The organism is Lactonifactor longoviformis DSM 17459, from assembly GCF_900129135.1.
Taxonomy (GTDB): Bacteria; Bacillota; Clostridia; order Lachnospirales; family Lachnospiraceae; genus Lactonifactor; species Lactonifactor longoviformis.
Genome location: NZ_FQVI01000010.1, coordinates 1 through 26449, shown reverse-complemented (window position 1 = coordinate 26449; position 26449 = coordinate 1). Strand labels below are relative to the sequence as shown.

The following is a 26449-nucleotide window of genomic DNA, read 5'->3' as shown; positions in this document are numbered from 1 at the left end:
GGAATTACCTATATGTTATTGTATTGGATAAGGAGGCCATTTATGACAATCAGACATCTGAAAGTATTTATAGAAGTGGCAGAAAAAGGAAAGATGAGCGCAGCGGCAGAGGCGCTTTATATCACCCAGCCCTCTGTCAGCCAGGCTATCCGCGAACTGGAAGAGCACTACACCACCCTACTGTTTGAGCGGCTGTCGAAACGGCTGTATATTACAGAGGCAGGAAAACTTCTCTACGGATATGCCAAACAAGTCGTCTCTCAGTTTGACCTGATGGAAGATAATATGGCGCCGAATAATCTGAAAGAAAAACTCAGGATCGGAGCCACCCTCACCGTTGGGGGCAGTATCCTGTCCCCTCTTGTAAAAGACTTTCGGGAAGATCATCCGGAAATAAATATTTTTGCCTGTGTAGATAATACGCAGGACATTGAACAGAAATTACTGAATATGGAGCTGGATGTAGCCATTGTGGAAGGGCAGGTAAAGCACCATGATCTGGTGTCTGTTCCTCTTATCAAAGACCGTCTGGTCCTGGCATGCAGCAATGAGCATCCCTTTGCTGGCAGGGCCTCCGTGTCGATTCACGAGCTGGAGGGACAAGAATTCGTTATGCGGGAGCCGGGAAGCGGAACCAGAGAGCTTTTCGAAAAATATCTTGAAAAACATAAGATAAAGATCCATACTGTCTTTGAGGAGCACTCTCCGGATTCCATCCGAAAAGCGGTTTTAATTAACAATTGTCTTACCGTAATCTCACCCCGTCTGCTGGAGTCGGAGCTTCGGGAAAATAAGGTATACATATTTGTCAATGCCCGCCAGGACTGGAACCGGTCTTTCAGCTTTGTATACCACAAAGACAAATTCCTGACCCCTTCCATCCGGCACCTTCAGGAGCTGGTGACCAGCTACGGGGAACACGAGGTCCTGGCCGACATTCCGGCCGGACGTCTCACAGCATCTGCATAAATTGGAGGTTATAAATGAATACCATTGATCTAAATGAACGCTATAAAAAAATCTGCAGCTATTATGGTGCCGCCATTATCCTGGCCGGTATCCTGACAGGAATCTATAATATAATAAATTCTACGTCCTATTACGTAATGCTGGCCTTTTCCTTCTGCGCCTTTGCCTTTATACCTTTTATATTTAACAAGGTATTTCGCCTTCGCCCGGCCTATATTATACACTTTGCCATCTACGCCTTCTCTACACTTGCATTTGGCATCGGCATGATTTTAAACGGCTACCACCTGGTACCCGGCTATGACAAGTTTGTACATTTTTTATCGGGTATTGTTTTTACTCTTATCGGGTGCTGTATTTTCTACATCTTTAAGCCAAGAAAAAAGCTGGAGAGAGAGGATGCCCCCCTCACCAGTCTCTTTTCCCTCTGTTTCTCTCTGGCTGTAGCCTGCTTCTGGGAAATTTTTGAATACGTTATTAACTTTATTCTGCACAATGACCCCCAGAATGTATTTACCACCGGGGTAAATGATACCATGCAGGATATCATCGCCTGCCTGCTCGGCTCCCTTGCCGTTGCCTTCAGCCTCTGGCGCTTTCTGGCTAAGGGCAGGGAAAATTTCTTCTCAAGGATCCTGCAGAGCTTCTGCGATATAAATTTAACAGCCCGTTAAGAAAGGAGAATTATTATGGGTGAACTATCTAAACTTCCCAACATCGGCCCGGCCGTCGAGGCACAGCTGGAAGAAGTGGGCATTACCACACCGGAGCAGCTGAGAGAAACCGGCAGCCGGCAGGCATGGCTGAAGATTAAGGCCATCGACGCTTCTGCCTGTATCCACAGACTTTACGCACTGGAAGGTGCAGTCCTGGGGATTAAGAAAAGCCAGCTTCCGCCGGACACAAAAGCAGAGTTATCAGAATTCTACCGGCAATTCAAGTGATCTGATATCTGCTGTAGCGCCTGCACCCTTTCACCACACAGAATATGGTTACAATAGCCACAATTCCGTATTCACTCCACCGGAACACAGCTGATGCGCTGGACAGTTCTGCCATGGGCATAAAAAGGGTTAGGGAGCCAATGATTCCCCGGAAGAGGATTACGATTCTGGAGGGACCCAGCATAGTAAATATTATACTGTACATTATCAGGGGAAGCACATAAAAGAACAGGGACCACAGGAGGGATTGAAAAGTCTGCCGGCACCGGGACGAGATAAAAAGTGTAATCCCTCCGGTCCCCATGTTGGCCAGAAACCCTGCCAGAAAGTATCTCAAAAGCAGTCCCCCCGCCGCTCCCCTGGAGGCTCCCATATAATATAAATCAGGGAAAACCAGCTCTCCGCTTGCCCTTAATCCCTCTGTGCCGTAAACCCCTGCGAAAACGGCGAAAAGCGCCCCGGACACCGCCAGATAAAGAATACCCGTAAGTCCCAGCACCGCCCCCGCCTTACAGACAGCATTTTTCCCTCTCCCATACGCAGTTGTCATCAGCACATTTGCCGTCCCAAGGGCATACTCCTCTGAAAATACGGGTGCTGCCGCAATCACCGTCAGCACAGCCAGAATCAGTCTGGCCATCATATGCATTTCCAGAAAGTCACTTCCCCACACATCCCCGTATGCATACTCCAATCCCCCATCCATCAGCGCACTGATTTCCGGAACATCCTGTGCCCTCACCAGCGCAGGGAATTCTGCTCCCCATCTTCGGGTAGAAAGGTACTCTGTCACAAACCGGTTGCAGGCATTCTCGTAATATCCCTTTTTGGTATCTCCTGTCTTCGGATCTGTCTGCAGACTGTCTGCGTATTCTGTCCACCCAAACGCAGCAATAATGTCCTCAGCCTTTTGGCGGGTTAGGGGGCCTTCATAGTTTTTGGCTGTCTCCAGATTCTTTTCAATGGCCTCCATCCTCCGGTAACAGATGCCGTCCTCATATACATACTCTCCCCCCAGAACACCCGTCCAAAAATAAAACCCCAAAAACAGAAGCCCTGCAAAGAGTCCCAGATACAATATTTTCCTGGTACAAATCTTATAAATTTCTGTCTGCAGTATCTTCATACGCTCCCCTTTCCTCCTCTGTAAAATACAGATAGACATCTTCCAGGCCCGGTTCCGCCGGCACTGCATTTGCACAGGGCTTATCCACCGAAAGCATGCGGAGTCTTACCTGGTTATCCACATTTTTAAGATTACTTACCGGATACTTTTCTGTATAATCCCCCACTTTGTCCCCGGGTATCAGACATTCCCATACACAGCCATTCATCCTCTTTACCAGCTCTTCCGGAGTGCCGCTCCCTATGATCTTACCTTTTTTCATAAGGAGAATTTCGTCTGCGATATAGGCCACATCTGCCACAATGTGGGTAGACAGAATTACAATCCGGTTTTTACCCAGGGAGCTGATAATATTTCGGAAACGGATGCGCTCTCTGGGATCCAGACCGGAGGTAGGCTCATCCAGGATCAGAATCTCGGGATCGTTGAGCAGCGCCTGGGCAATCCCCAGCCTTCTCACCATTCCCCCGGAAAAGGTTTTTATCTTCTGCCTTTCCTCACCTTCCAGCCCTACCAGCTTTAAGAGTTCCCGGCACCTCTCCCGGGCCAGCTCCTTGGGCAGAGCTTTCAGTGACGCAAGGTACATCAGATACCGCCAGGCGGTAAACTCCGGGTAATACCCGAATTCCTGCGGCAGATATCCCAAAAGACGTCTGTATTCCCTCCCCATATTCCGTATAGGAATCCCGCTGCAGACAATCTCTCCCTCCCCTGGAGGGAGAAGATTGCATATCATTCGCAGCAGGGTGGTTTTTCCCGCACCGTTTTCCCCCAGCAGACCATATACCCCGTTTACAAACGAGACACTAATGTGATCTACCGCTATTTTCTCCTTATACTGTTTCGTGATCCGATCCAACTTTAACTCCAGCATATTTTCTCTCCTCCCACAGACAGTTTCTTAAACAGAGAATGCAGCTCCAGTGCCAGAAGAACCACTCCTATCAGGAACACTCCCCCCCATACCGGCAGATAGATTTGCCGGTACACACCTGGAAATGCCCCGGGTATCATGGCTGCCAGGCCCATAAAGACTGCAGCCGTGATCTGAGGCCACTTCTTCCCCATGTTTCTGCCCCAGAACAACAGAAGCAGGTAGCACCCGTGGGAAAGCACAAAGGGAACAAGAATATACAGACAAAGGGCCAAAATTCCAAAATCTGTTTTTCTGGAAAGCCCGCCTATCACCCCTGTAAGAATAGCAACGTTTATACTCCCCGAGAGTACCATTTTAATTCCCCAGAGCTGTCCCAGATTAAAATAGCAGCTCTCCTCCAGCTCTCCCATCTGACAGGACTGGCTTCTGCCAAGTTCCATCACAGTCACTATTCCGATGCTTGCTGCCAGAACGGAAGCGTAGAACAGGTAGGGGACATCCTCCCGGGAAAGGTTTCCCAACAGCAGAAATACGAGTATCCCTACTCCAGCAAAGGCCCCCTGGCCAATCCAATACCCCCTGGAAATGTAGGCCAGCTGGCTTTTCAATATCTCCAGCCAGGAGGGACAGTATACCAGTCTCTTTTGGGCGGCAGCCTCCTGTATTTTGTAAAGGGACTCCTTTTTCTTTATGGGATCCACCGAAAGTTCCGGAAGCTTGATTTTGTCATTCCCCATAAAAGTCCTCCTTTCTCAGCATTCTTTTCAGTTTCTCTGTTCCCTGTTTCATCCGGGATTTTACGGTGGAGATCCCTGCCCCTGTGACCGCTCCGATTTCCCTGTAGGTAAGCCCGCTGCAGCAGTGCAGAACAATTACCTCCCGCTGCATAGGAGGCAGGCAAAGCAACGCCTCCCGCACCTTCTCTATCCGCTCAGCCTCCAAGACCTTCTCACTGGCAGCGTCTCCGCCTACAGACTCTCCCTCCGGATTCAGAGGCGAATCCCAAGGCACTGTCCTCCTCTTTTTCTCACAGTGAAAATAGTCCCGGCATACATTCATGGCAATGGCAAGAAGATACCCCTTCAGATTCTTGTGGCGGTAATGATCCACATACCGTATGAATCGGAGGAAGGTCTCCTGGGCAAGATCATAAGACTGATCCGGGCTGCCGGTCTGATAGCAGCAGAAGCGGTATATGTCATCGTAGTACTTTTCAGCAATGGTATTCAGGTATTCCTTTCTGCCCTGCCGGATCTGCTCAATCATCTGGCCGTCATCCATAAAACATTCCTCCTTATTCCCTTTAACTATATAACTGCCATAATATCAAAAAGGTTTTATATAATTCACCTTCTATGCCCATAATTATATAGTTGCCTATATAAAATTTACATACATCCGCAAAAAAACTCCCAGAAAGTTCATGTCTCTGAGAGTTTTTACAGGGGGACTACGGATGCATTCAATGTAATCTGGCAATCGCTCCCCTCATCCTTTACATGACAGTTCATTCAGCCGCCTGCATCCTGCGTTCGTCCAGCTCCTTCCGAATTGTGGGATAGATCTTATCAATTCCCATGAAAAGATACCAGATGACCAGGACAATCCCTGTAATCACCAGCGGCAGATACAAAAACAGCGCTTTGATGGCAAAGATTGCAGAATCCGGCTGGACTGCCGCCATCCCGTCATAATTTCCCGCTGCCAGTATCCATCCTAAAGCCGCGGTACCAAGCCCTGTGCCGATTTTCTGTCCAAAGCTGGTGACGCTGTAGGTAAGCCCTTCCTCACGGATTCCGTCTTTCCACTCACTGTAGTCTACCACATCCCCTACAATAGCGAACAAACAGGAATAAAGTGCCGCATGTCCAATCCCCTGAAGGACAAGCCCGCTGTAGATCATAGGCAGGTTCACCGGGCCGGCGATTTCCAGAATAAGTCCAACTGCGTAGAAACTAAACCCAATAAACAAGGCTTTGATCTTACCAAACCTCTTCGTAAACAGAGGGATCAGCATAATGGTCAGGATTGTCGGTATATAGTTGAATAAAGTCATGGTACTGTTGAGCATCTCATCGCCCAGAACATATTTTGCATAATAAATCCTTGCTCCGCCAGTCAGCCCCAGTGAGGTATAGATCACCGCAAACGCCAAGGTGATCAGAATAAAATATTTGTTTTTGCAGAGTGTCTTCACCGTTTTCACGGGATGTTTCTTTTCTTTTTGGGAAGCGGCTGGTTTCACCGGTTTGTACCGCTCCTTTGTACCCAGAAATGTGACAGCGAACATAGCCATTGCCACAACTGCATAGATCACACTCATATACGTCCAGCCTTTTTGTCCGTTTCCCAGCTTGTGTACCAGCGGGATTGTGATGACGTTGATGACAAGCTGTGCAATCATCGTAAACTCAAAACGGAACGTGTTCATGACATTTCTGTCATGCTGCTCCGTGGTCACCAGTGACAGCATGGTATTATAAGACAGGTTGGACGCAGTGAAGCAGACTGCCGCCAAAAAGATATATACCAGCAAGAGATACAGCGCCTTGCCGTCTGCACTCAGCTTTGGGACCGTGAAAATCATCACCAGGCTGATGACCAGCGGCGGCGCGCTCCACAGCACCCAGGGGCGGGCTTTTCCCCATCTGGTATTCGTCTTATCAATGATGATCCCCATGAAAAGGTCTGATACCCCGTCAAACAGCCGGGCGATCAGCATCAGTGTCCCCACTACCCCTGCTGCGATGCCTGCCACATCCGTGCAGTAAATCGTCAAAAAGGATGCTACTGTGGTCCACACAAGGTTCGCCCCGATATCACCTACGCCATAGCAGACTTTTTCTCTCACGGACACCCGGCTGCCTGTCCTTTCCTTTTTCGCTGATATCCTTTCCGATGCTCCGGTATTCAGGCCTACGGAAATATTTTCAACAGCTTCCATTCCTACATCCTCCTCGTTCTTTCATTTCTGCGATTACTATAGCAGAACCCATGCGGAAAAGGAGGAGAAATATTCCGCTAAAGGAGGAAAAATCCGAACTGTTATGTATTCATCCTCCTGTATTCATTGGGAAGCATGCCCACTTCCGCCCGGAAAACCTTGCTCATATATTTAGGGTCCGAAAAACCGGTCAGGGCCGCTATCTGGTTCAATTTCAGGTCCGTGTCCAGCAGAAGGCGTTTGGCTCTGTCTATTCTCAGCTTCCGGATGATCTCCGTAAAGGACTGCCCGGTTTCCTTTTTCAGCAGTTTTCCCAGATACTCCTCTGAGACACGGAGCCTCCTGGCTGTCTCCTCTAAATTAATCCCCTGGCTGTAAGATTCCCGGATCAGGGAAAGCGCCCGCTGTACCAGCAGTTCTGAGGAAGACTGTTCTTTTTGCTCCGGCCGGATCATGGAGAACAGTTCCAGCAGCACATCCATGATATCATCCCAGCGCACTGATTCCAGTATGGTCCGCATTACATTCTGCACCATCAGCTCCTCATCCTTCAGGGTACCGCATTCCTTTGCAGTATTGATGACTGCATAAGCAAATCTGAGGCAGACCTCCCGGATATCCTGGGGACGGTGGACTTCTAACAGGCAGGATTCCATGAACTGCTGAAAGCAGCGGATAAACTCTTGGGAATCCAGGCGCATGACCGCATGCCTGGCTCTATTCTCCAGTTCCGTTGGATAGGCAGACGGGCAGACCCTCACAGCGCTTATCTTATCACACTCGATCAAAACCCCGTCGCCCAGAATCAGGTTCCATCCGCCTGCATCCACCAGTTCCTCTTCTGCCCCGGCAAGGCCAGAGAAGCTGCCGCACACCTTCCACGTAAAAACGCCATGGTTCCTTATCCTGGCGGAAAGGGCGGGTATCACGGAGCGCTTTATATACCTTATAAACTTTTTGCTGTCAGATATATGATAAAAACAGATAAAAAAGGCTTTCCGGCTGTCCCGCGCTGTCATACACAGCTCTGTTTCCTGCCTGTGGGAAGAGAATTCCCGGAAGAATTCTTCCACCCCGCCTTTATCTGTCTCATAATGTTTCCCTAACAATATATAGAGGCAGTACATGTGGTCCGTCATCGTGATCCCATAATTCTGTGAGAGAGCAGCCTCAAGGCCGGCATCCAGGGTAAGCCGCCCCTCAAGGGTCTCGGTAAGCAGCTGTTCCAGGGAAAGCGCCTGACGTCCCCGCGCCTCCACCATCAGCTCACTCTCGATTTTCTCCATGGTCTTGCGCAGCTCCTGAAGGTCTACCGGCTTCAGCAGATAGTTCTCAATCCCCAGGGAGATTGCTTCCTTTGCATATTTAAAATCCGAATAGGCTGTCAGGATCACCACTTTCACTTCAATGCCTTGCTCCCTGGCTTCCTTCAGCATCGAAAGGCCGTCCATGTCCGGCATCCGGATATCCAAAAAAATCAGGTCCGGGCGCTCCCGCTCCAGCAGTTTCAGCCCGTCCATCCCGTTTTCCGCGCTGTCCACTACATGATAGTCCGGGTTTATCTTATGCAGGACGCGTACAAGTCCTTCACGGATTGGTTTTTCATCTTCAATTACTGCGATCCGCATCTTCGTTTCCTCCCTGCAGCGGCACAAACAGATGTACCGCTGTTCCTGTATTCTGTGCACTCTCAAAATAGACAGCCGCCGCTTGCCCATAGTAGAGTTTCAGGCGCTTTCTCACATTAGAGATACCGAGATGATTCTTTCTCTCTGTCCCCGCGTTTAATTCCTCCAGTATCTCCGGCTGTATGGGATTCCCATTGTTTCGGATCCGGATATGGAGCTGTTCCCCTGCCCGTTCCATCCGGATTTCCAGTTTGTGGGGCTCCTTACTCCCGCGGAAGCCATATTTTACTGCATTCTCTACAAAGGGCTGCATCAGCATTTTGTGGATCTGGCAGGGCATAAGCGCTTCCTCCGCCTGGAATTCCAGCTCTATCTCTTCCCCCAGTTTTGCCTGATGCAGAAGGATATATTTTTCAAGCCAGGCACATTCGGCGCCAACCGTTGTAAGCTCCCCGGCGTCATTGATGGCATATCGCAGGATTCCCGCCAGGGCTACAAGCATACTGCTGATCTCATACTGTTCATTCTCTATGGCCTTCCAATTGATGGTATCCAGTATATTATAGAGAAAATGGGGGTCTATCTGTGCCTCCAGGGCAGATATCTCTGCATTTTTCTGCTCAATGGCGGAAGCCTTTACCTTCTCCACAGACAGTCTGGTGCGCTCCGCCATCTCATTGAAGCCCTCCGAGATCCGCTGGAGCTCACTGCTGTCGTTTTCATTCACCGGAAGGCTTAAGCAGAACTTTTCCTTTTCCAGATTGTCCATAGCATCTACGATTCCATTTACAGATGCCATCACAGGGCGTGTCACCCGGTACAGCAGGATGACAAGAACCAGGAGCATGGCGGCCGCCACAAGGACCCAGAAGATAAACTGTTCCCCGATTGCCCTCTGGTATGGCTTCATGGGCTGGCAAAGCAGAATGGTCCACCCGCTCCTCTTATTCTCTATGGTCTGGATACTGCTGCCTTTCTTCTCTAAAAACGCGGTCTTCTGCCCCCGGGCATCTTCCGCCCCGCCTTCTATAATGATTCCGTCTTCTGCAATATAAATCTCCGATTCACTTCCGGTCTCCATAGCCGAAGCAAGGGTGTCCATACTGATGGAGAGGATAACATATCCCAGTTCTTTATGGATGTCCCAATAGTCCACAATCCTGCGGGCGATGTGAAACATCTGTTTCTGCCCAGTATTACGCGGCTGTTCCCTGTCAGCAAAATAGGACAAAAGCCCTTCTGCATCCGGTGCCTGAATATCAGTGATCCATGTACTGTTCACAGAAGAAGAAGACAGCCTGTCATAAAAAATCCTTCTTCCATCCTTCAGCACAAGCTGGATACCCTCTGCCCCTTCATTTCTGTTACAGATATGGGAAAATTCCCTCCGCAGCGCATAGGCATCCGCCTCCATCACATCATGTTCGGATTCCGCTGTCAGTGCAAGATTTAAGAAGTCCTCATCTGTCGTGATGTCATACAGTAAGGTTTCATACTTATCCAGTGTCATATTCAGGCTCTGGTCTGCCTTCTGCAAATCTGCCTTTGCCCGCATATCCAGGTTCTCCATGGTGCTATGTCTAAGCCTTGTCTGGGAAATCAGGGCAAAGATTGCAATGGGGATGCAGGCGGCGGCGATAAAGGCGGGAATCAGCTTCTGCCTCAGATTCTTCCTCTTCTCCTTCATGGGGCCTCCTCCCGGATCTCTGCCAGCTTTCCGGCTGTTTTCTCCAGTATCTCCTGTGTCCTGCCATCCTCAAGGAGCACCTGCCCCAGGGTATCTGCCAGGGTCAGGGATATCCGGGGCCATACGGTACTGGTCTCCCTGAGCCTGGCATCCTGGTACATGCCGATAAAAGCCTGCTTAAGCGGTTCCTCTGGAAACTGCTGTTCCATGATATCCTGCCTGGGCGCCAAAAAACCGAAATCATCGATATAAGACTGCATCCGCTTGGGTTCTGATAGATATTGAAGGAACGCTGTGGCAGCTTCTTTGTGGGTGTTGTCTGCCACGGCAAGGATCTCCCCTCCGGCAACTGTCACCGAAGTCTCCCCGCAGGGTATTGGCGCAACCCCGAACTCCATCCCCGGCGCTTCCTCCTCAATACTGTCAATAGCCATGGATGAGTTGAACATCATGGCAATCTTTCCCTGGATAAACTGGTTCGTCAGATCCCCCATAGTCAGGGAGATGCTCTGCTTGCTCAGGCTTCCTTCCTGTTCCATGCCATCTAAAAAAGAAAATGCGCCCGCACTTGCCTCACTGTTGATGCTGTGCACATCGCCTCCCATAGACCACAGAAGGGGTAGGAACTCATACATACTTTCCTCCGTGGGCAATGCCGTGATGGCAAATCCGCTCACCCCTTCGCTGCTGGTCTTTTTGGCTGTTTCGCGGAATTCCTCCCAGTCCGTGGGAACCTGGCAGCCTGTTTTTTCAAGAAGCTCCTTATTATAAAACATCCCGGTGCAGTTTACGCCAAAGGGCTGACCGTATATTTTCCCATCCACGGTGCAGGCCGAAAGAGCCTGGGGCAGGTAATTCTCAAGCTCCGGTATCTGCCCAGTCAGTTCCGCAAAAGGCTGCATATGATGGAGAAACTGAAAATCTGAGGAGTCCACCAAAGCAATATCCGGCATATTCCCCTCGGCCATAGCCAGCGCCAGCTGCTTCTTAAAGTCTTCATCGGGAATGTAGCGGACTTTTATCTCTGCCTCTTTCTGGGATACATTGAAGTCATGCACCAGTTCTTCCAGATGCCGCTGGTTCTCAGGTATATCCCAGTAATGCCAAAGCACAAGCTGTTCCCGCTGGGGCTGCTTCTTTGCCTCTTCTCTCTGGCAGTTTGTAAAAGCCAGCATACAGGCCGCTGCCAGCAGACCTGTCATGATTGGTTTTAGGATGCTTCTCATCCGACTGCCTCCATTCTTATTTCAAAGTTAATCTCTTTCCTTACTTTTTCCTGCGTAAATATAAATTTCCTTCTGAAACAACATGCTTATTGCCCAAATAAAATCTACAATTGCACCAGCGATACCACCCAGCAAAAGCACTTTCCATAGTTTATATCCCAAAAACATCAGAGGCGCTATCTCAACAAATGCTGAAAACAGAAAACCGTTCAAAGCAATAAATAAACCCTGTATTTTACTGACTTTGATATCTTTCTTCGGATCAATTCCAGGAACAAAAACTGATTTCCTGAGCACTGCATCATATCCACACACACGGTATGCTAACCAGTGCCCAAATTCATGTACCCCTAATAAAATAAATGCAAGGAGTAAAAGCACTATAAAATCAAATGATAGAAATTTATCCATATAATCCTCTTTCTGATAGCTATGAGATGGTGTTTATACTTTGCTGGCATAATGGGCGGAGCAATCGCATAACCCGGAAGGAACGTTGCCCTCTGTGGCCTCTGCGATTGGACAGACACAATACTCTTTATTTTCATCAATCCGTATCCTCTTATCGTCCATTTCGACCACCCATCCCAGCGTTTACGTAAGGAATCTTATAAAGCCTTCGATATTCCCTATGTACGGTTCCAACTGTTGGTCCATGTGATTGACTTTATAGTGGAGTTGGGCGCAGCTCTTCAAGCAGGCCTGTCTCGTCTCCTCAGAACAGTTTTCCTGTATCCCCTCTAACAGGCATGCAGCCCACTGTGCATGGAAATTGTTGTTTTCCGTTCTTTATCCCATAATTGCTCCTCACTTTCATCGTGCTGTGTCTTTAGGTGTCAATATTTTCCGTTTATTATTCGCTTGTTGATATATGAATGCAATTAAAGTGATATATGGCAAGTTTTATAGATGAAAATCTGAATTAATACACTCTCTGTATGTCATGGCGTTCACAGGAGACAATAAACTTTTTCATCGTATTTTTTAAATAGTCCTCATCATCTGTATTTGCCTCTAGTTTTAACATTCTGTTCATCCCCAAATACAAAACCCCCATGATAGATTTGGCATCTACCAGTGTATTCCCGTGTCCCAGGTTCATATCAAAGGGGAGCATGGATGCCTTCCCCACAAACTCTCTCACTTCGTCTTGATCTTTGAGTGCTACATGTAGTGTGATCATATCAATCGCTCCTCTCATCCTTTGTATGGCCATTCCCTCAGTCCGCTGTGCTTTTCAACTTCAAAAAATATCCAGACAGTTTTTCCATTTCTGCCTGGATAAATGATTACTTATCTGCCTCTTCTGCGCTCTCCTCTTCCCCTTCTTCTGGTATCACCTCCCCTATATGGAAGATCTGTGCAGATTCCGGTGTGAGCAGTTCAACCCCTTTCTCTTCCAGTTCCAAGTCTTTCACATAATAATTTTTAGTTTCCGGGGAAAGTTTTGAAAGATCGATCTCAACTGGCTCCAGCAGATGTTCCGGGTCTGCCTTATAGTGCACTTCATTCAGTTCCTGGCTCACAAAACCCGGTACTGCTTCTTCATTTATAAGTCTGATCTGTACTGCGGTGGAAACCTTCTCGCCTGCTACCAGTGCCTGAAGATCAAGGGCCATGATCTGTTTTTTCGTGGGGTCATAGTCAATGTTTTTCACAATGGCATTGATCTTCTCGTCCTCTAAGGCTAACGTAACCTGGGCGCCTTCTTTGTTCTGCTTAATAAACTGCAGGGCATCTTTTTGGGGATACTGCAGCATAACCGTTTCCTTCAGCTCTCTGCCTGACAAGATACCTGTGGTGTATCCTTCACGCCTCAGCCGTTTTGCTTTAACCTCCGGATTTCTTTTTTCTGCTTGTAATGTAGTCATATCCAACGCCTCCTTGAATTGTGAAATGTAAGTAAGCTTAATAACAATAGGTTCCTGTGCAAAACAGGAGTATCCTGCTTTTCCGGTCTGCAGACAAAGGATCCCAGAGTCTTGCCCGCCCTTTGACTTACGAAAACCATCCTGCTTGTTTTAGTCAATCAGATCATTCTGGAATCTCGACAGGTGCTCATAGGGCAGGATCAGCCTGCCCCGGTACAGCCCGCAGCTGTCATTGATCAAGCTGTTATCCGCTGCCGAGAACATATTGACATCTATCCTGGACAGTTCCAGGTGCTGCAGCTGTACAACACGTTCGTATGCCTCATCAAAGTAGGGGCATTCCCCTACAGGGATCTTATCCCTTCTTGCCCGTTCATCCTGCTGGCGTTTTTCATATCCCAGATGGTTGGCCGGCCCTATTTCTGCAAAGTCATCCATCCCCTTTGTACGCAGCTGGACTTCAATATAGCAGCGTGCGCAATTGTCATAAAACGTGATATGCAGAGACTGATATCCATAGATGCTTGGATTGGCAATATAGTCTTTATAATAAGGGCTTACGGATTCCTTCAGATATGAGAACGCACTGCCCGCCGGGTTTCCGGAGACGATTGCCGTAAAGCCGCGTTCTTCCAGAAACTCAGGGAGCACATTAGCAACCTCATACAAATACCGGATTTCCTCCTTATCTATATCAGCGCCGTCTTTCAGATGGCATTTCGGCATAGAGATCACAATCCTGTAAGCAATCAGGTCCCGAAAACAGCCAAGCTTATCCTTCAGCTCCGGAAGGGGAGGATAGGTGCCATATTCATTATAGTAGTCTGAGATATACTCCACTACATAGCCATTAAACTTGGCCTCCGCCCGAATCAAAGACTTTATCCTTCCTTTGAACGCAAAAGCCAGATGGGGATACTCATTCGCCATAAACTTATAAAATTCCCTGAGGCGCTGCGATTGGGAGGTCAGAAAATCATTGTGCTCAAGAAGGTTTGCCATCTGGAGCAGAAAGTTAGAATGCATCAGGTCAACCGGATTATGCGACTGCCTTGCAGATTTTTTCAGATCCTCCATGTATTTATAGAGTATTTTAATGACCGTATCGCCAGAATATAAGTAACCGTTGAGTTTAATCATTCCCATTCACCTCTGCTATAGATCAAAAAAGGGGCACAGCTTCCCTAATACTAAAAGCTGTGCCCCTTTGCACTATACTAAGTATAACCATTTGTAATAAAACTGTCAATTCCTCTTTGAGATTACTCTATAGGGAATGGCTAATTTCACCTATTTGATGAAGCAGTCTATTCCTTACAGTCAAAGAGACGGACACAGTTTAGCACTATGAGAAACAGTATGTAGAGCACGAATAGAACCAGTCCCCAGTTAATACACAAAGCTGCCACACTTCCAGTACAGATGCCTTCTGCTACTCTTTCTATAAAAGACCCTTTTCCATATTTTTCAGGTGCGTTCATTCTTATCATCCCCTTTGCATCCGTGAAGTTTTCCAGTGTCCTGCTCTCCGATCAAAAAAGCAACAGGATTTCCGCCCCATTTTCCCCAGGACAAGTGCAGCAACCTCTGGATCAGGACTCACGAACTCTACAAGCTGACGGTATAAATAGGGTTCTCCCTAAGGGGCATATGAGCTGAACAGACAGCGCTCCGGGAGCTCATTGATAGCAGTTTTTGTAGCAATCGAAACAAAGGCAACCGCCATAATGGTAAGCGCAGCCTGCATAATAAATGTTTTCGCATATGAAAATAATTCGCTCACTATATAGAAAACTGGCAGCAATAATGCTGACGCTGTAACAGGAAGCCCCTGATAGACAGAACGGCATCCACTTTCTTTTGACTGGCGTTCTTCCTCCATAACATTAAAATACGCCAGGCGAATCAGGTCGCAAAGTACATATAAGCAGCTTGACAGAAAAGCAAAATCACTTCTGCCTATGTAATAAAAGCCGGGAGAATACCGAAGCAGACCAAATCACTCAATGAATCAATCTGGATTCCATACCACTTTTCATTGATATCCCTTTGCCTTGTCGCGGCAACAGCACCATCAAACATATCGCAGACTCCGGCAATCATCAGACAAATAAATGCTAAGCTATACTGCCCTTCTGTTACATACACAATTCCTGTAAAGCCGAACAACATTCCCAAATAAGTCAAAATGACAGTATAATTGTAATATCCATTTAGCTTTTCTCTTATTTTCACCATACTTACCTCCTGCCCATATTTTGATGGTAAACTCCATCACTGCCCACATAGTCTAACTGCACATATTTTTCTGTTTCCTGCGCCATCTTCTTATTTCCCAAAGCAGAATTCACAAGCGTTCTGACAGCGGCATAAATAACCGCAAAAACCGGTACACCTATAATCATACCCGGCACTCCAAGTAATCCGCCAAACAAAGTAATGGCAAAAATTACCCAAAATCCGCTAAGCCCCGTAGAATCCCCCAATATCTTAGGTCCTAAAATATTTCCGTCAAACTGCTGTAGCACAAAAATAAATAGCACAAAATACAGGCAATTCAACGGGTGCATCGGATCTACCACAAAAACCAAAATGCCGCAGGGTATCGCTCCGATAAAAGGTCCAAAAAAAGGAATCACGTTAGTAACGCCGATTACTACGCTGACCAGGGCCGCATACGGTGTTCCTATGATTGAAGTCCCTGCAAAGCACAGAACGCCTATGATAAAGGAATCCAATATTTTTCCGCTCATAAATCCAATAAAGGTTTTATGCGTAAAACGGAAATTACGAATGACTGCACTGGCTGTATCTCTCTCAAAAACCGCATATGTAATTTTCTTTGCCTGTCCTGCAAAGCGCTCTTTACTGGCAAGGACATAGATAGATATCACAAAACCGACAATGAATTTCCAAAGCACATTCATCGTATTAAAAATGCCAAAGGAAAGCATTTTAATCAACGCACCGATTTTATCCAACGCAGTATCATTGAACCAGTTTTCCAATTCAGACGAACACTCCTGAAAAAGCTCGTTTGCATAGCCGCTGAATGATGGATTCTCTTTTATTAAGCTCTGCACCCATTCCACCAGATTCTCGATATAGGCATCTGCATTAGACGCAATATTTCGGATACTGGGAACAATTTGGGAAATCAGCATTGCAAAAATCAGATATACAACAGCCACTACAAAACAGCAGGTCAAAATAATACCAATGCCCCGAACAATCCTATTTCTTTTCGATGATTCCCTTATTTTTATTTTGTCTGCTAAAGGTGATAGGATGCGCTGTTCTGTAAAATTCAATACAGGGGTCAGCAGATACGCAATACCAAAGCCAAACAAAATCGGCATCAACAAACGGAGGAACTTTCCCATAGCTGCACCTAATGTGGAAGCATGGAAAATCAGATAGAAAAAACAAATGCTGCCCGCTATGACTGCAAAAGCGGTAACCCCCCATTTTAAGTATGAACTGTTCATAATCTTCTTCACATCATCACCCCTATCCATCAGGAAACCGCCGCCGCAAACACCAGGCTATACGCCAGAATGCACCACGGTTTTCCTAATGCAATAATTGTCGTAAATTTGCGTGTGGTCATTTTTGTAAGTCCGGTAAAATAGCAAAAGAAATCAAACAAAAACGCTATGATCGATCCCGCTGAAATTCCTATGTAATTGCACCAGAATCCGCCCGCCCAGCCAAACATAACCGCACCAACAACATCCCCAAAAAACCCGGAAGGACAGGCAATGCAACCTGCGCCGCCTGAATCACCGTTAAAACTATGGGATCTAGTATTCCATACCCTGCCTTACCTCCCTATTTTCGGAGTGTATAGTCCAAAAGAGACATACCGTAATAAGTTTTTATACGATTCTATATCTATGTCACTGCCATCGTTTGACAGTACGGCATATTTTTCATTACCCTCACTAAAGAAGTATCCCGTATCTACAATGCCGTTCGCCTCATAAAAACGCATTCGTCTTAACCTCTGGCTGGCATTTGCTGCGGTTGCGTCAGGATATTCTACATGCAGAACAATTTCTTTTTCGTTTGCAGTTTTCTTTATCAATTTAAGTATCTGACTGCCATAGCCTCTGGAACGTGCTTCTTTGCTGACGGCAAGGTAAAGAATAAAAACGTATTCCTTATTTTCCACGGTATAAAGCACGCCGCAGAAATCCTCATCATCAAGAACCGCACTAAATTTAATAAATTTCCGCTTCGCCAATAAGCCTAATATCCACATCGGCATTCGCTCCGTTTCTGGAAACGCTTCGGTCATAGTGCCACATACCTTTTTATAATTACCGTTCCTGCGAGATACAGGAATTATCCTTAATGCCATTTCACCATTCTCCTATATTGTTGCACTTCTGATTTAAGTTAAAATCATCCAAGAAATCTCCATTCGGCAAAGCGTGACTCCATCCATTCATCCGGAGCTTCCATATCAACTTCCTGCTCAAATTGTGTTGATGCACTAATACCGTAATGCCGCTCACTCCATCGCACGATAGAAATGCCGGCAAGAGAAATATCTATAGCCATAACTATACTTAAAACTGCACAGGCACAGTTCCAATATCCTCCTCTAAGTTTATTTAGCAAAGAGTTGATATGAGAATATAATTTGCAAAAGCCAAAAGCGGCAATCCCCCACGCAATAGAAAATCCAAGGCAAATTATCCCCTTATAGTTCAAAAAGCTGTTTTCATAGTTCCATGCACGCATTCCCAAACCGTATTTGAGCAGTAATCCGCAAAGCAATTCCAACACGGTTGCGGCAACTGTCATATATAGCACACGAATCCAGATATTCTTTTTTCTTAATTTGACTGCTCCCACATAAAATAGGACGGCTCCGGCTCCGTATAAAGCGTTAAAAGGCAGGCAAACAGAAATAACATGACTTTCCCACTGTCCTTTTGTAAACAGACAAAAAGTGCCTTCCATTATAACCCCAACAACGCTTCCTGCCAGAAACAGCCAGAACAATTTGCTGTAGATTATTAAAGAGCCTTTTTCTTTAAGGTAGTTTTTCTTTTGTTTTACCGTTTCTTTCTCCATATTACAATGTCCTTCTGTATAAATAGCACTCCAAATGAATGGTTTTGGCAAGTCTTAATTCGATATTACGTTCTGCAAACCGTTCAAACCCCCGCTGCTCATAGAACTGATAAGTACAGGCATTATCTGTAAACAGATAAATGACTTTACCTTTTTCCCGTTTTATCAATTCATTAAGCAGCACAGTACCAATGCCTTTTCGGTTTACGTTCGGATCAGCCGACAGAAAAATCAATTCACCGTCCGGCTTTTCCTTTTTCAGCAGTTCATGATGCATGGATTGATTTGCTTCATCATAGCAGCCGACTTCGCTGCCAGCAAAGGTATGCTGTAACCAATCAAAAACCTTTACATATATCTTTTGAAACACAGATGTGCGAACTGGCTTTTCATGATACATCTCCGCCAATAATAATCCCAAAAACTCCTCACCCTCATACGCCGCTATGATTTGGGTTGCCCTGTTTATTTCAAGGTACAGAAAGTATCTTCCATACAGCTTCAGCAGCGTTTTGCTTTTCATATACCAATCAAAGTGCATTCCTTTAATCGCAAATTGAATGGCTTTTTTATAATCTTTTTTATCAAGTGTTCTTATCTCCATTGCTATCCCTTTTTCATTTATTTTTCTATATCAATACTCATATCAGAATCATCCTCATAGAACTCCTGAATGAAATCATATCCCTCATTATACAGACAGGATTCAACCTTTGTCTGTCCAATCAGACTACAGACAAGCACTGCCGCAAGTATGCCTGAAAGAACAACTTTCGCCGACCTTGCGCTTAAGATTTTTTTCTTTTGATACCAATTTGCCGTGAAAGCCGAAAAAACCGTAAAAACTGCTGCAAGTATTGTCATTGGAACAAAACCAAGACCATCCTCCGGCAAAAGGACGGACAGCAGAATCCCCGTGCTTCCTATCAATGTCCATTGAATACAATAAACCGTGTTGATGTTTGCGCTCATATTCCGCAAGGCTCTTATAGGCACCCCCTCTTTCAATCGGGAGAGCAGGAAACAAAAACCGAATATACCGATAACCAACAAGAGAACTGCCGCTGTGTCTAATGAACCTAAAAAGTAGTAGTAGCCGTTCTTTCCGTACATTCCAAAATGAAAAATATATGCGGATATTACATAGCCAAGCCCTAATCCCCCGCAAATCGGAGATACCCTTTTGTAAAATGCCTTTTTATCCGAGCAGCGGCGCAGCAATTTCCCAAAAAAGTATCCGAAAACAGGGAAGATAATCCAGTTCAGGAACGGAAAATAGGTTTCCGCCTCATCATTTCCCCATATATATCCAAGAAACTGATCGGCATAAAGAAATCCCGTTGACATTCCTTTCAGAAGCATACCGCAAAGTGATGAGAGAACCGCTATGACAGCAAGCGTTTTGTCTGACCAGCCAAATTTCTTTGCCAATGCGAAAAAGAGAAACGCAAGCCCTGCAAATTCCAGAATGTCTACGCCGAACAGGAAAGGGAAAGTGTATAGGAACAACGTCTCACCGGTTGCCGCATATCCTATAAACAATGGGATTACATAGCGGAATACATTCAATATAAGTCCTGTGAACAGAAGTCCCGCCCCACGCTTTGCTAAATCCTTCGCTGCTGTCTTTTTCGCATAGCGCATGCCAATGCCCATGCACTCCATAAATACCGGTGCGGCAAAGGGACCTCCGAGGATTTCAACAATCGCATTGCCGATTCCCTGCTCGTTTCCGAAAGTCTCCGCAGTATGCACCCACACCATAAAAAGGATTGCAAACCCTTTCGCAATATCCAATTCAACCTGTCGTCCGGTATTTACTTCTTTTTCCCCGAATATGCCGGTATCAAAAGCTCTTGGCCTCATTCTTTTTAATCTTTTTTCTGTCATGCGATCATCTCCGTTTTAGCCAGCCTTTGCCGCAAACTGGCTGTTATAAAGGTCAGCATAGAAGCCGCCCAGCTCCATCAATTCCTTATGGCTTCCCTGTTCGATAATTGTGCCCTGGTCCATCACAAGGATACAGTCCGCATCACGGATGGTAGACAGCCGGTGGGCGATGACAAAGCTGGTACGGCCTTTCATCAGTGCGTCCATCGCCTTTTGGATCTCCAGTTCCGTGCGGGTATCGACGCTGGAGGTAGCTTCATCCAAAATCAAAATAGCCGGATCCGCCAGAATCGCCCTCGCAATGGTAAGAAGCTGCCGCTGGCCCTGGGAAAGACTTGTGATCTCATCACTTAAAACCGTATCATACCCCTGCGGCATGGTGCGTATGAAATGGTCTGCTCTTGCCGCTTTTGCCGCTGCATAAACTTCCCCGTCTGTGGCATTTTCGCGGCTATATACAATATTTTCCCGGATGCTGCCCCCAAACAGCCAGCTGTCCTGCAATACTATCCCCATCAAAGAGCGCAGCTCATCCCGCTTCATATCCGCTATATCCACACCATCAATAAAAATGTGGCCGCCCTGCAGCTCGTAAAAACGCATCAGAAGATTGACAAGTGTTGTTTTGCCCGCCCCGGTTGGACCGACAATAGCAACCTTACTTCCAGCCTTGACATCAATGGAAATATCCTGCATCAGAATACGCCCGTCGCTATAACCGAAACGGACATGCTCAAAACGCACATCTCCTTTCGGCAGTCCCAACCGCCGGGGAGCCGCAGCGTCAGGAATTTCCTCCTCCTCGTCCAGCAGTTCAAATACCCGCTCCGCAGCCGCAACCGCACCCTGCAGCGTGTTCAGCGTATAGGAAACCTGCGTGACCGGCTCTGTCACCTGGTTGACATATTGAATAAATGCCTGAATATCCCCAATGGAGATACGGCCATTCATCACGGAAATTGCACCGCGAATGGCAATAACCACGTAACCAAGCCTGCCCACCAGACGAATTATCGGGCTGATGGCATAGTTCAAAAACATTGCTTTTGAACTTGCATGATATAAATCCTCATTCAGCTTTTCGGTGTTCTCTATGGTCTGTTTTTCCAAATTGAACGCCTTGATCACGGTGTTTCCCGTAAAGGATTCCTCAATACTGCCGTTCAGCCTGCCCAGGCACTCCTGATTCGCTGCAAAGCTGCGCTCCGTTTTGGAAGCCACCAGCACCGCAATCACCATACTCAAAACGATTGTTCCGGCAGCAATTAGGGTCAGAACCGGACTGATCCACAGCATCATGCCAAAAGCGCCAACAACATCCACCACAGAGGCAAAAAGCTGGGTCAGACTGTCCTGAAGGGTATCGGCAATTTTTTCGATATCGCTCGTCACGCGGCTTAAAATCTCCCCCTTTTTGTGGCGGTCAAAGTAACGAAGGGGGAGCCTGTTCATCTTCCCGCTGATTTCCTTGCGCAAGTCCAGAGAAAGCGTCTGTGATACGCCCGCCATCGTGTTCTGCTGAATATAGCTGAACAATGAGTCCAACAGATACAGCCCCAGCAGCACGAAAAGAATGGCTCCCATCGTCTCAAAATTAACGGCAAAGGTTCCGCCCGTTTCCGCGGCAGTCCGGATTCCGCCCCAAAGCTGGTCGATTGCCGCCCCTATAACCTTGGGCGACATAAGCATAAGGACAGAACTAATAACGATGCTGGCCAGCACAAGCAACAATTTCCATTTCTGCTGTGCCAGCCGTTTCACTAACCGGAAAGCGGTCTTTTTCGAATCCTTTGCTTTTTCCACGCTGTATTCGCCGCCAAAATCATCCGGCTGCACTTCATGCATTTCGTCCTTATCAATCACGACAGTTCCTCCTCACTAAGCTGAGATTTGGCAATCTGCTGATATACCGCACAGTTTGCCAGCAGCTCCTTATGTGTGCCGGTTCCGTCCACACGGCCTTCATCCAGCACAATAATCTGTTCCGCATCCATAATGGTGCTGATCCGTTGTGCCACAAGAATCGCCACGGCATCCTTTACTTCACCTTTTAATGCCATGCGGAGCTTTGCATCGGTCTTAAAGTCCAGGGCAGAAAAACTATCATCAAAAACATAAATCTCCGGCTTTCTCACCAGCGCTCTCGCAATAGACAAGCGCTGTTTCTGACCACCGGAGAAATTGCCGCCGCCCTGGGATACCCTTGTTTCGTACCCCTCATCCAGACTGTCTATAAAATCACTGATTTGTGCAATATCCGCAGCATGACGGATTTCTGTTAAAGTTACATCCTTTTTCCCATGACGGAAATTATCAAGAATCGTACCGCTGAATAAAAAGCTTTTTTGCGGAACGAAGCCTATACGCTCCCGCAGGTTTTCTTCCGACATAGAGGCAATATTTTCTCCATCTATCCGGATTTCCCCGCTTTGAATATCATAAAAACGTGGAATCAGGCTTGCTATGGTAGATTTACCCGAACCCGTGCCGCCAATAATCGCCGTAGTCTTTCCAATATCCGCAGTGAAGCTTAAATTGTTCAATACAGGTTCCTCCGCCCCCTGATACTGAAAAGTCACATTGCAAAATTCCAGCTTCGGCGCTTTTACCACAGCTCTACAATCATCCGGGGTGTCTGCCCCGGACCTATCAGAACATAGATCCAGCACTTCATTGACACGGCCGGCACAAGTCTGCGCTCTTGGAAAAATCATAATAACCATGATTCCCATAACCAAATACATCAATATCAGAAACGCATACTCAATCAGCGCCATAATGTCGCCAATTTCCATCTGCCCGTTTGCCACATTCTGCCCGCCCAGTGCAATAATCAGGATCGTGCATACATTCATAATCACCATAATAACCGGCAGCAGTACAGCAAAAATCTTGTTAACACGAATCGCTGTGAAAGCATATTCCTCATAGGTTTTGTCTGTCCGCTTCTGCTCAAATTCCGAGCGGTTAAAGGCACGGATGACACGGATTCCGGCCAGATTTTCACGGAGGACACGGTTGATTCTATCCAGCATAACCTGCAGCCCCGCAAAAAGTTTCATTGCCTTAGAACCGATCCACACGGTCAGAATACATATAACCACCATAGCTGCCGCAATCAACAGCGCCAGCGCAGGACTTTTGGAAAATGCAAGAAGCAGTCCGGCAACTGCCATGATGGGCGCAGGTAAAAGCATCTCTATTGCCGCCATATACCCCTGCTGGATCTGCGTGATGTCGTTGGTACAGCGGGTAATCATAGAATCCGGACCAAAGCGGTTGAATTCGTTAATGGTAAGGCTCTGCGACTTTTTGAACAGCGCACTCCGGATGTCACGCCCCATGCCGGTAAAAACCGAAGTAGACAGATAGGTCTGCAAAATAGAAACCCCTGCAATCAGAACGGCAATCAGCAGCATAAATCCGCCAATACCCCAGACAAGTTTCAGATTCCCGTTTATAATTCCCTTGTTCACGATATCCGCTGTCAATGTTGGAACATACAACGTTCCAAGCATTTGCAGAAACATCAAAACCAGCATGATTCTGACCCGCCCCTTATAGGGTGATAAGAATCTCAAAAGTTTTATCATAGGGGATTCCTTTCTATCTTCCCAATCGACTCCTTAAGTGCATTTGCGTACTTCTGCAGGATTGGGAGCAGGATATCCTGTTCCTCAGCGGAGAGCATTCCAAGGGCTTCCTCTTCAGCAGTAATCAAAGGAATCATAATACTATCCACCAGCTTCTTTCCCGCCGCCGTCAAATGGATATATTTGTTCTTCTTGTTACCCGCTTTGCAAATCAGTTCAATCAGTCCCCGCTTCTCCATGTTCTTAATGGTGGTATGGATGGTCTGCAAACTGTAAGACCACTCCCGGCAGATATCGCTCTGTAAATACTCTCCATCATGCTCGCTCAACGCATACAGAATGGAAAGTTCCGTATCAGTAATCCCAAAAGAACTTGCATACTGATAGTAAATATCATCAATAAATTCACAGACCTGATTAATCGCTTCCTGTTTTTCACTTATCATTTTGCTCATAGTGTTTTCCTCCCAAAATAGAAATACTCCGAAATCGTAGTTTTTATTTTACTACGGTTTCGGAGTATTTACAAGTGGGTAAATAGAATTTATACAAAAAGTTCAATCTGTTTTATAAAAAGCTATCCTCTTTTATCTGTTATCATCAATCTTTTGAGGATTATATATTTTAGTTACCACCGTAGCAAGTCACTTTGCCCCTCAGCCTCCAACGATGGATTTCTGCATCGAGAGATTTATAGGGGAATACCGCCCAGGGTTGAGTACACGCTCAGCGAAATGGGGAACAGCTTTGTTACCATTCTGAACCTTATGATGGAATGGAGTGAAGCCAATGTATGTCCGGATGGCTACCACAATCCTTACCTCCATAATCCATAAAACATCCGCATTTCTTTTTCTAAATGATTCCATTCATAGAAAATACAATCAGAATACAGTTCCAGAATATGATATTGGACAATCACTTTTTAACGAAATCACGAATTTTGTCCTCTACATCCCCGATTTCATCCGCATATATCGCCAGCGTCACCGTTTTCCCGGCAGCAACACTAAGTACGCCTAGTATTGATTTAGCATCCACTATATAGTGGCCGTAAATCATATCAATATTTACACTGCAGGTTGACAGTTTTGAGACTAACTCAACTGCCTCCTTTTCATTTTTTAGATTAATATCTATTTTTATCATTGGATTCTCCTTATTCATTTTGAGTTTACTATGGCTACTTTTTAAATTGCACTACGCACTGGCTTTTATATTCTTTTCCTTTTTTGCTAATCATGGTATACTAACTGCATTAGAACATAAATTCTGGGAAGAGGTACAGTTATGGCTACAAAACACTACGATGAATGTTATTTTGTAAACTATGATTCCTATGAGGATTTAAGCTTTTATGAGGTCGGATGTCAAAAATGTCCGCCAGGATATAGCTTTGGACCTATCATACGAAATAATTTTGTGCTCCACTATATATTAAACGGAGCCGGTACTCTGTTTCTGGATAACAAAGTATATGCTGTATCCAGCAAACAGATTTTTGTCCTCCCCCCGAATCTCTTAGCCTATTATGAAGGAGACCATGATAACCCCTGGAATTATATTTGGATACATTTTAATGGAAGAAAAGCCTTGGAACTGCTCCATAAAGCAGGGATATCTAATGAATCCCCTGTTTTTATTCCTACGTCTCCCTCCACGGAACTGGAGGATTGTATGGTTGAAATCCTGCGTCATAATAATGAAGAATATATATGTATCGGTAACTTATACCGCCTATTCCAATACATGATAAATACCACATCAAACAGGCCGGCTGTCGAAGAAAAAGATAAATCGCTAACCTATATTAAGGATGTGATCAATTTTATAACCAAAAAATATTCTGAACCGATTAAGGTACAGGATATTGCTGATTTCTGTGGTCTTGACCGCTCCTACCTCAGCAAGCTTTTTAAACATGCCACCAATTATACCCCGCAGGAATACCTGATTTTTTTCCGTATGAGAAAAGCGACACAGCTGCTTAAGGATCCAAATATTCCGATTCAGAATATTGCATATTCAGTTGGGTATAATGACCCCTTTGCGTTTTCTAAGATATTCAAAAAGGAGATAGGGGTATCACCGACCCAATATCGCGAACTGAATTCTGCTAACTGACGTTTATTCAGCACCAACAGAATCACCTGGCTTCAGAGAAGCCTATGAAAACCCCTTCCCCGTCCATAACTGCTATATATAATTACTTTAGCTGTTCGGCTTTCAGCAAGATTACTGAAGTAATCTACAAAATCATTACCGGTGCTGTTAAAGCAGCACCGGTAATGGTCTTAATGTCTATTCTATCTAGTCTTGGTCCAAACTCCAGAGGAATTTACATAATATCTTCCTATCCATGTCCTGGAGGCCATTGCTCCGCTGCCGTACAAATAATACCATTTACTGCCCACTTTTATCCAGCCGGTGGCCATCGCCCCATTTGCTTTCAGATAATACCAGGTATTTCTGTCCAACAGCCAGCCTGTCACCATCGCCCCGCTGGATTTCAGATAATACCACGTTTTTCCCTCCTGCAGCCAGCCTGTCGCCATCGCTCCATTTGCTTTCAGATAGTACCACGTCTTTCCTTCCTGCAGCCAGCCTGT

The 26449-nt window shown here is 46.2% G+C and carries 30 protein-coding genes and 1 pseudogene; 5 read left to right on the top strand and 26 right to left on the bottom strand.

What is annotated here, in order from left to right:
• The first annotated feature begins 42 nt into the window (after positions 1–42).
• The 3 genes from BUA56_RS10840 to BUA56_RS10830 are packed head-to-tail and all read left to right on the top strand — an operon-like array spanning position 43 to position 1913.
• Complete coding sequence (locus tag BUA56_RS10840) at positions 43–969, top strand: LysR substrate-binding domain-containing protein (RefSeq protein WP_072851550.1); 927 nt, start codon at positions 43–45, stop codon at positions 967–969.
• A 14-nt stretch (positions 970–983) separates the two neighbouring features.
• Entirely contained in the window at positions 984–1643 is a 660-nt protein-coding gene (locus BUA56_RS10835; protein ID WP_072851546.1) for a DUF2238 domain-containing protein, read from the top strand.
• A 15-nt stretch (positions 1644–1658) separates the two neighbouring features.
• A complete protein-coding gene (locus BUA56_RS10830) occupies positions 1659–1913 on the top strand; it encodes a TfoX/Sxy family protein (protein WP_072851543.1) in 255 nt (84 codons plus the stop codon).
• Here BUA56_RS10830 and BUA56_RS10825 read toward each other — a convergent pair.
• The 24 genes from BUA56_RS10825 to BUA56_RS10720 form a co-directional block, all read right to left on the bottom strand.
• Entirely contained in the window at positions 1906–3039 is a 1134-nt protein-coding gene (locus tag BUA56_RS10825) for an ABC transporter permease subunit (RefSeq protein ID WP_072851540.1), read from the bottom strand. The genes BUA56_RS10830 and BUA56_RS10825 overlap by 8 nt on opposite strands.
• Positions 3011–3910 (bottom strand): ABC transporter ATP-binding protein, encoded by a 900-nt coding sequence (locus BUA56_RS10820; RefSeq protein ID WP_423241195.1) that lies wholly within the window; start codon positions 3908–3910, stop codon positions 3011–3013. The genes BUA56_RS10825 and BUA56_RS10820 overlap by 29 nt, the downstream gene beginning before the upstream one ends.
• A complete protein-coding gene (locus tag BUA56_RS10815) occupies positions 3901–4653 on the bottom strand; it encodes a hypothetical protein (protein WP_072851535.1) in 753 nt (250 codons plus the stop codon). The genes BUA56_RS10820 and BUA56_RS10815 overlap by 10 nt, the downstream gene beginning before the upstream one ends.
• On the bottom strand, positions 4643–5197 hold the full coding sequence (locus BUA56_RS10810; protein ID WP_072851532.1) for an RNA polymerase sigma factor: 555 nt from the start codon (positions 5195–5197) through the stop codon (positions 4643–4645). Before BUA56_RS10810 ends, BUA56_RS10815 begins: the two co-directional genes overlap by 11 nt.
• A 226-nt stretch (positions 5198–5423) precedes the next feature.
• Positions 5424–6860 carry an MFS transporter gene (locus tag BUA56_RS10805; protein ID WP_084067851.1) on the bottom strand — a complete coding sequence of 479 codons (1437 nt, stop codon included), beginning with the start codon at positions 6858–6860 and terminating at the stop codon, positions 5424–5426.
• Positions 6861–6961: 101 nt separating this feature from the next.
• Entirely contained in the window at positions 6962–8488 is a 1527-nt protein-coding gene (locus BUA56_RS10800) for a response regulator (RefSeq protein ID WP_072851529.1), read from the bottom strand.
• Complete coding sequence (locus BUA56_RS10795; RefSeq protein WP_072851526.1) at positions 8469–10175, bottom strand: sensor histidine kinase; 1707 nt, start codon at positions 10173–10175, stop codon at positions 8469–8471. Before BUA56_RS10795 ends, BUA56_RS10800 begins: the two co-directional genes overlap by 20 nt.
• A complete protein-coding gene (locus BUA56_RS10790; RefSeq protein WP_242946760.1) occupies positions 10172–11401 on the bottom strand; it encodes an ABC transporter substrate-binding protein in 1230 nt (409 codons plus the stop codon). The genes BUA56_RS10795 and BUA56_RS10790 overlap by 4 nt, the downstream gene beginning before the upstream one ends.
• 27 nt (positions 11402–11428) lie before the next feature.
• Positions 11429–11812, bottom strand: a complete 384-nt coding sequence (locus BUA56_RS10785; protein ID WP_072851523.1) for a hypothetical protein — start codon at positions 11810–11812, stop codon at positions 11429–11431.
• Between the two features lie 33 nt (positions 11813–11845).
• Complete coding sequence (locus tag BUA56_RS23870) at positions 11846–11974, bottom strand: hypothetical protein (protein WP_278320858.1); 129 nt, start codon at positions 11972–11974, stop codon at positions 11846–11848.
• 349 nt (positions 11975–12323) lie between these two features.
• Positions 12324–12584 carry an HPr family phosphocarrier protein gene (locus BUA56_RS10780; protein ID WP_072851520.1) on the bottom strand — a complete coding sequence of 87 codons (261 nt, stop codon included), beginning with the start codon at positions 12582–12584 and terminating at the stop codon, positions 12324–12326.
• A 106-nt stretch (positions 12585–12690) separates the two neighbouring features.
• Positions 12691–13272, bottom strand: a complete 582-nt coding sequence (locus BUA56_RS10775; RefSeq protein ID WP_072851517.1) for a 50S ribosomal protein L25 — start codon at positions 13270–13272, stop codon at positions 12691–12693.
• Positions 13273–13422: 150 nt separating this feature from the next.
• Positions 13423–14412, bottom strand: coding sequence for a nucleotidyltransferase family protein (locus BUA56_RS10770; protein WP_072851764.1), 990 nt, complete (start codon positions 14410–14412; stop codon positions 13423–13425).
• 167 nt (positions 14413–14579) lie between these two features.
• Positions 14580–14753, bottom strand: coding sequence for a hypothetical protein (locus tag BUA56_RS22980; protein ID WP_158640998.1), 174 nt, complete (start codon positions 14751–14753; stop codon positions 14580–14582).
• Between the two features lie 158 nt (positions 14754–14911).
• Entirely contained in the window at positions 14912–15154 is a 243-nt protein-coding gene (locus BUA56_RS22620; protein WP_084067848.1) for a hypothetical protein, read from the bottom strand.
• Between the two features lie 77 nt (positions 15155–15231).
• Entirely contained in the window at positions 15232–15510 is a 279-nt protein-coding gene (locus tag BUA56_RS22615) for a CDP-alcohol phosphatidyltransferase family protein (protein WP_084067847.1), read from the bottom strand.
• Between the two features lie 2 nt (positions 15511–15512).
• A complete protein-coding gene (locus tag BUA56_RS10760) occupies positions 15513–16790 on the bottom strand; it encodes an AI-2E family transporter (RefSeq protein WP_084067845.1) in 1278 nt (425 codons plus the stop codon).
• A gap of 305 nt (positions 16791–17095) precedes the next feature.
• The gene (locus BUA56_RS10750; RefSeq protein ID WP_072851513.1) at positions 17096–17635 is read right to left on the bottom strand and encodes a GNAT family N-acetyltransferase; all 540 of its coding nucleotides are present in this window, start codon (positions 17633–17635) and stop codon (positions 17096–17098) included.
• Positions 17636–17679: 44 nt separating this feature from the next.
• Positions 17680–18357, bottom strand: coding sequence for a putative ABC transporter permease (locus tag BUA56_RS10745; RefSeq protein ID WP_072851511.1), 678 nt, complete (start codon positions 18355–18357; stop codon positions 17680–17682).
• Position 18358: 1 nt separating this feature from the next.
• A complete protein-coding gene (locus BUA56_RS10740; RefSeq protein WP_084067844.1) occupies positions 18359–18961 on the bottom strand; it encodes a GNAT family N-acetyltransferase in 603 nt (200 codons plus the stop codon).
• Positions 18962–18978: 17 nt separating this feature from the next.
• Entirely contained in the window at positions 18979–20247 is a 1269-nt protein-coding gene (locus BUA56_RS10735; RefSeq protein ID WP_072851506.1) for an acyltransferase family protein, read from the bottom strand.
• A gap of 15 nt (positions 20248–20262) precedes the next feature.
• Positions 20263–22110 (bottom strand): ABC transporter ATP-binding protein, encoded by a 1848-nt coding sequence (locus tag BUA56_RS10730; RefSeq protein WP_341443417.1) that lies wholly within the window; start codon positions 22108–22110, stop codon positions 20263–20265.
• Entirely contained in the window at positions 22107–23840 is a 1734-nt protein-coding gene (locus BUA56_RS10725; protein WP_072851504.1) for an ABC transporter ATP-binding protein, read from the bottom strand. The genes BUA56_RS10730 and BUA56_RS10725 overlap by 4 nt, the downstream gene beginning before the upstream one ends.
• Positions 23837–24295: a MarR family winged helix-turn-helix transcriptional regulator gene (locus BUA56_RS10720; RefSeq protein WP_072851502.1), complete on the bottom strand. Its 459-nt coding sequence runs from the start codon at positions 24293–24295 to the stop codon at positions 23837–23839. The genes BUA56_RS10725 and BUA56_RS10720 overlap by 4 nt, the downstream gene beginning before the upstream one ends.
• Before the next feature lie 153 nt (positions 24296–24448).
• On the opposite strand from BUA56_RS10720, the gene BUA56_RS23650 reads away from it, so the two are divergent.
• Positions 24449–24676 carry a winged helix-turn-helix transcriptional regulator gene (locus BUA56_RS23650; RefSeq protein WP_341443416.1) on the top strand — a complete coding sequence of 76 codons (228 nt, stop codon included), beginning with the start codon at positions 24449–24451 and terminating at the stop codon, positions 24674–24676.
• Positions 24677–24758: 82 nt separating this feature from the next.
• Here BUA56_RS23650 and BUA56_RS10710 read toward each other — a convergent pair whose 3' ends face one another.
• Positions 24759–24989, bottom strand: coding sequence for an HPr family phosphocarrier protein (locus BUA56_RS10710; protein WP_242946759.1), 231 nt, complete (start codon positions 24987–24989; stop codon positions 24759–24761).
• 141 nt (positions 24990–25130) lie between these two features.
• On the opposite strand from BUA56_RS10710, the gene BUA56_RS10705 reads away from it, so the two are divergent.
• Entirely contained in the window at positions 25131–25964 is an 834-nt protein-coding gene (locus tag BUA56_RS10705; RefSeq protein ID WP_072851499.1) for an AraC family transcriptional regulator, read from the top strand.
• A gap of 182 nt (positions 25965–26146) precedes the next feature.
• On the opposite strand, the pseudogene BUA56_RS10700 reads toward BUA56_RS10705, so the two are convergent.
• A pseudogene (locus tag BUA56_RS10700) lies at positions 26147–26449 on the bottom strand (N-acetylmuramoyl-L-alanine amidase family protein); the annotation flags it as partial.

Bases quoted from the DNA above. Each gene is read 5' to 3' on its own strand.
- BUA56_RS10760 (WP_084067845.1), bottom strand. From the start codon at position 16,790: ATGGATAGGGGTGATGATGTGAAGAAGATTATGAACAGTTCATACTTA.
- BUA56_RS10770 (WP_072851764.1), bottom strand. From the start codon at position 14,412: ATGATTAAACTCAACGGTTACTTATATTCTGGCGATACGGTCATTAAA.
- BUA56_RS10705 (WP_072851499.1), top strand. From the start codon at position 25,131: ATGGCTACAAAACACTACGATGAATGTTATTTTGTAAACTATGATTCC.
- BUA56_RS10720 (WP_072851502.1), bottom strand. From the start codon at position 24,295: ATGAGCAAAATGATAAGTGAAAAACAGGAAGCGATTAATCAGGTCTGT.
- BUA56_RS10745 (WP_072851511.1), bottom strand. From the start codon at position 18,357: ATGGAGAAAGAAACGGTAAAACAAAAGAAAAACTACCTTAAAGAAAAA.
- BUA56_RS10835 (WP_072851546.1), top strand. From the start codon at position 984: ATGAATACCATTGATCTAAATGAACGCTATAAAAAAATCTGCAGCTAT.
- BUA56_RS10775 (WP_072851517.1), bottom strand. From the start codon at position 13,272: ATGACTACATTACAAGCAGAAAAAAGAAATCCGGAGGTTAAAGCAAAA.
- BUA56_RS10805 (WP_084067851.1), bottom strand. From the start codon at position 6,860: ATGGAAGCTGTTGAAAATATTTCCGTAGGCCTGAATACCGGAGCATCG.
- BUA56_RS10710 (WP_242946759.1), bottom strand. From the start codon at position 24,989: ATGATAAAAATAGATATTAATCTAAAAAATGAAAAGGAGGCAGTTGAG.
- BUA56_RS10790 (WP_242946760.1), bottom strand. From the start codon at position 11,401: ATGAGAAGCATCCTAAAACCAATCATGACAGGTCTGCTGGCAGCGGCC.
- BUA56_RS10815 (WP_072851535.1), bottom strand. From the start codon at position 4,653: ATGGGGAATGACAAAATCAAGCTTCCGGAACTTTCGGTGGATCCCATA.
- BUA56_RS10735 (WP_072851506.1), bottom strand. From the start codon at position 20,247: ATGACAGAAAAAAGATTAAAAAGAATGAGGCCAAGAGCTTTTGATACC.
- BUA56_RS10810 (WP_072851532.1), bottom strand. From the start codon at position 5,197: ATGGATGACGGCCAGATGATTGAGCAGATCCGGCAGGGCAGAAAGGAA.
- BUA56_RS10825 (WP_072851540.1), bottom strand. From the start codon at position 3,039: ATGAAGATACTGCAGACAGAAATTTATAAGATTTGTACCAGGAAAATA.
- BUA56_RS10785 (WP_072851523.1), bottom strand. From the start codon at position 11,812: ATGGATAAATTTCTATCATTTGATTTTATAGTGCTTTTACTCCTTGCA.
- BUA56_RS10725 (WP_072851504.1), bottom strand. From the start codon at position 23,840: ATGATAAAACTTTTGAGATTCTTATCACCCTATAAGGGGCGGGTCAGA.
- BUA56_RS10780 (WP_072851520.1), bottom strand. From the start codon at position 12,584: ATGATCACACTACATGTAGCACTCAAAGATCAAGACGAAGTGAGAGAG.
- BUA56_RS10800 (WP_072851529.1), bottom strand. From the start codon at position 8,488: ATGCGGATCGCAGTAATTGAAGATGAAAAACCAATCCGTGAAGGACTT.
- BUA56_RS10740 (WP_084067844.1), bottom strand. From the start codon at position 18,961: ATGGAGATAAGAACACTTGATAAAAAAGATTATAAAAAAGCCATTCAA.
- BUA56_RS23870 (WP_278320858.1), bottom strand. From the start codon at position 11,974: ATGGACGATAAGAGGATACGGATTGATGAAAATAAAGAGTATTGTGTC.
- BUA56_RS22980 (WP_158640998.1), bottom strand. From the start codon at position 14,753: ATGAACGCACCTGAAAAATATGGAAAAGGGTCTTTTATAGAAAGAGTA.
- BUA56_RS10840 (WP_072851550.1), top strand. From the start codon at position 43: ATGACAATCAGACATCTGAAAGTATTTATAGAAGTGGCAGAAAAAGGA.
- BUA56_RS10750 (WP_072851513.1), bottom strand. From the start codon at position 17,635: ATGGCATTAAGGATAATTCCTGTATCTCGCAGGAACGGTAATTATAAA.
- BUA56_RS22615 (WP_084067847.1), bottom strand. From the start codon at position 15,510: ATGGTGAAAATAAGAGAAAAGCTAAATGGATATTACAATTATACTGTC.
- BUA56_RS10795 (WP_072851526.1), bottom strand. From the start codon at position 10,175: ATGAAGGAGAAGAGGAAGAATCTGAGGCAGAAGCTGATTCCCGCCTTT.
- BUA56_RS10830 (WP_072851543.1), top strand. From the start codon at position 1,659: ATGGGTGAACTATCTAAACTTCCCAACATCGGCCCGGCCGTCGAGGCA.
- BUA56_RS22620 (WP_084067848.1), bottom strand. From the start codon at position 15,154: ATGGAGGAAGAACGCCAGTCAAAAGAAAGTGGATGCCGTTCTGTCTAT.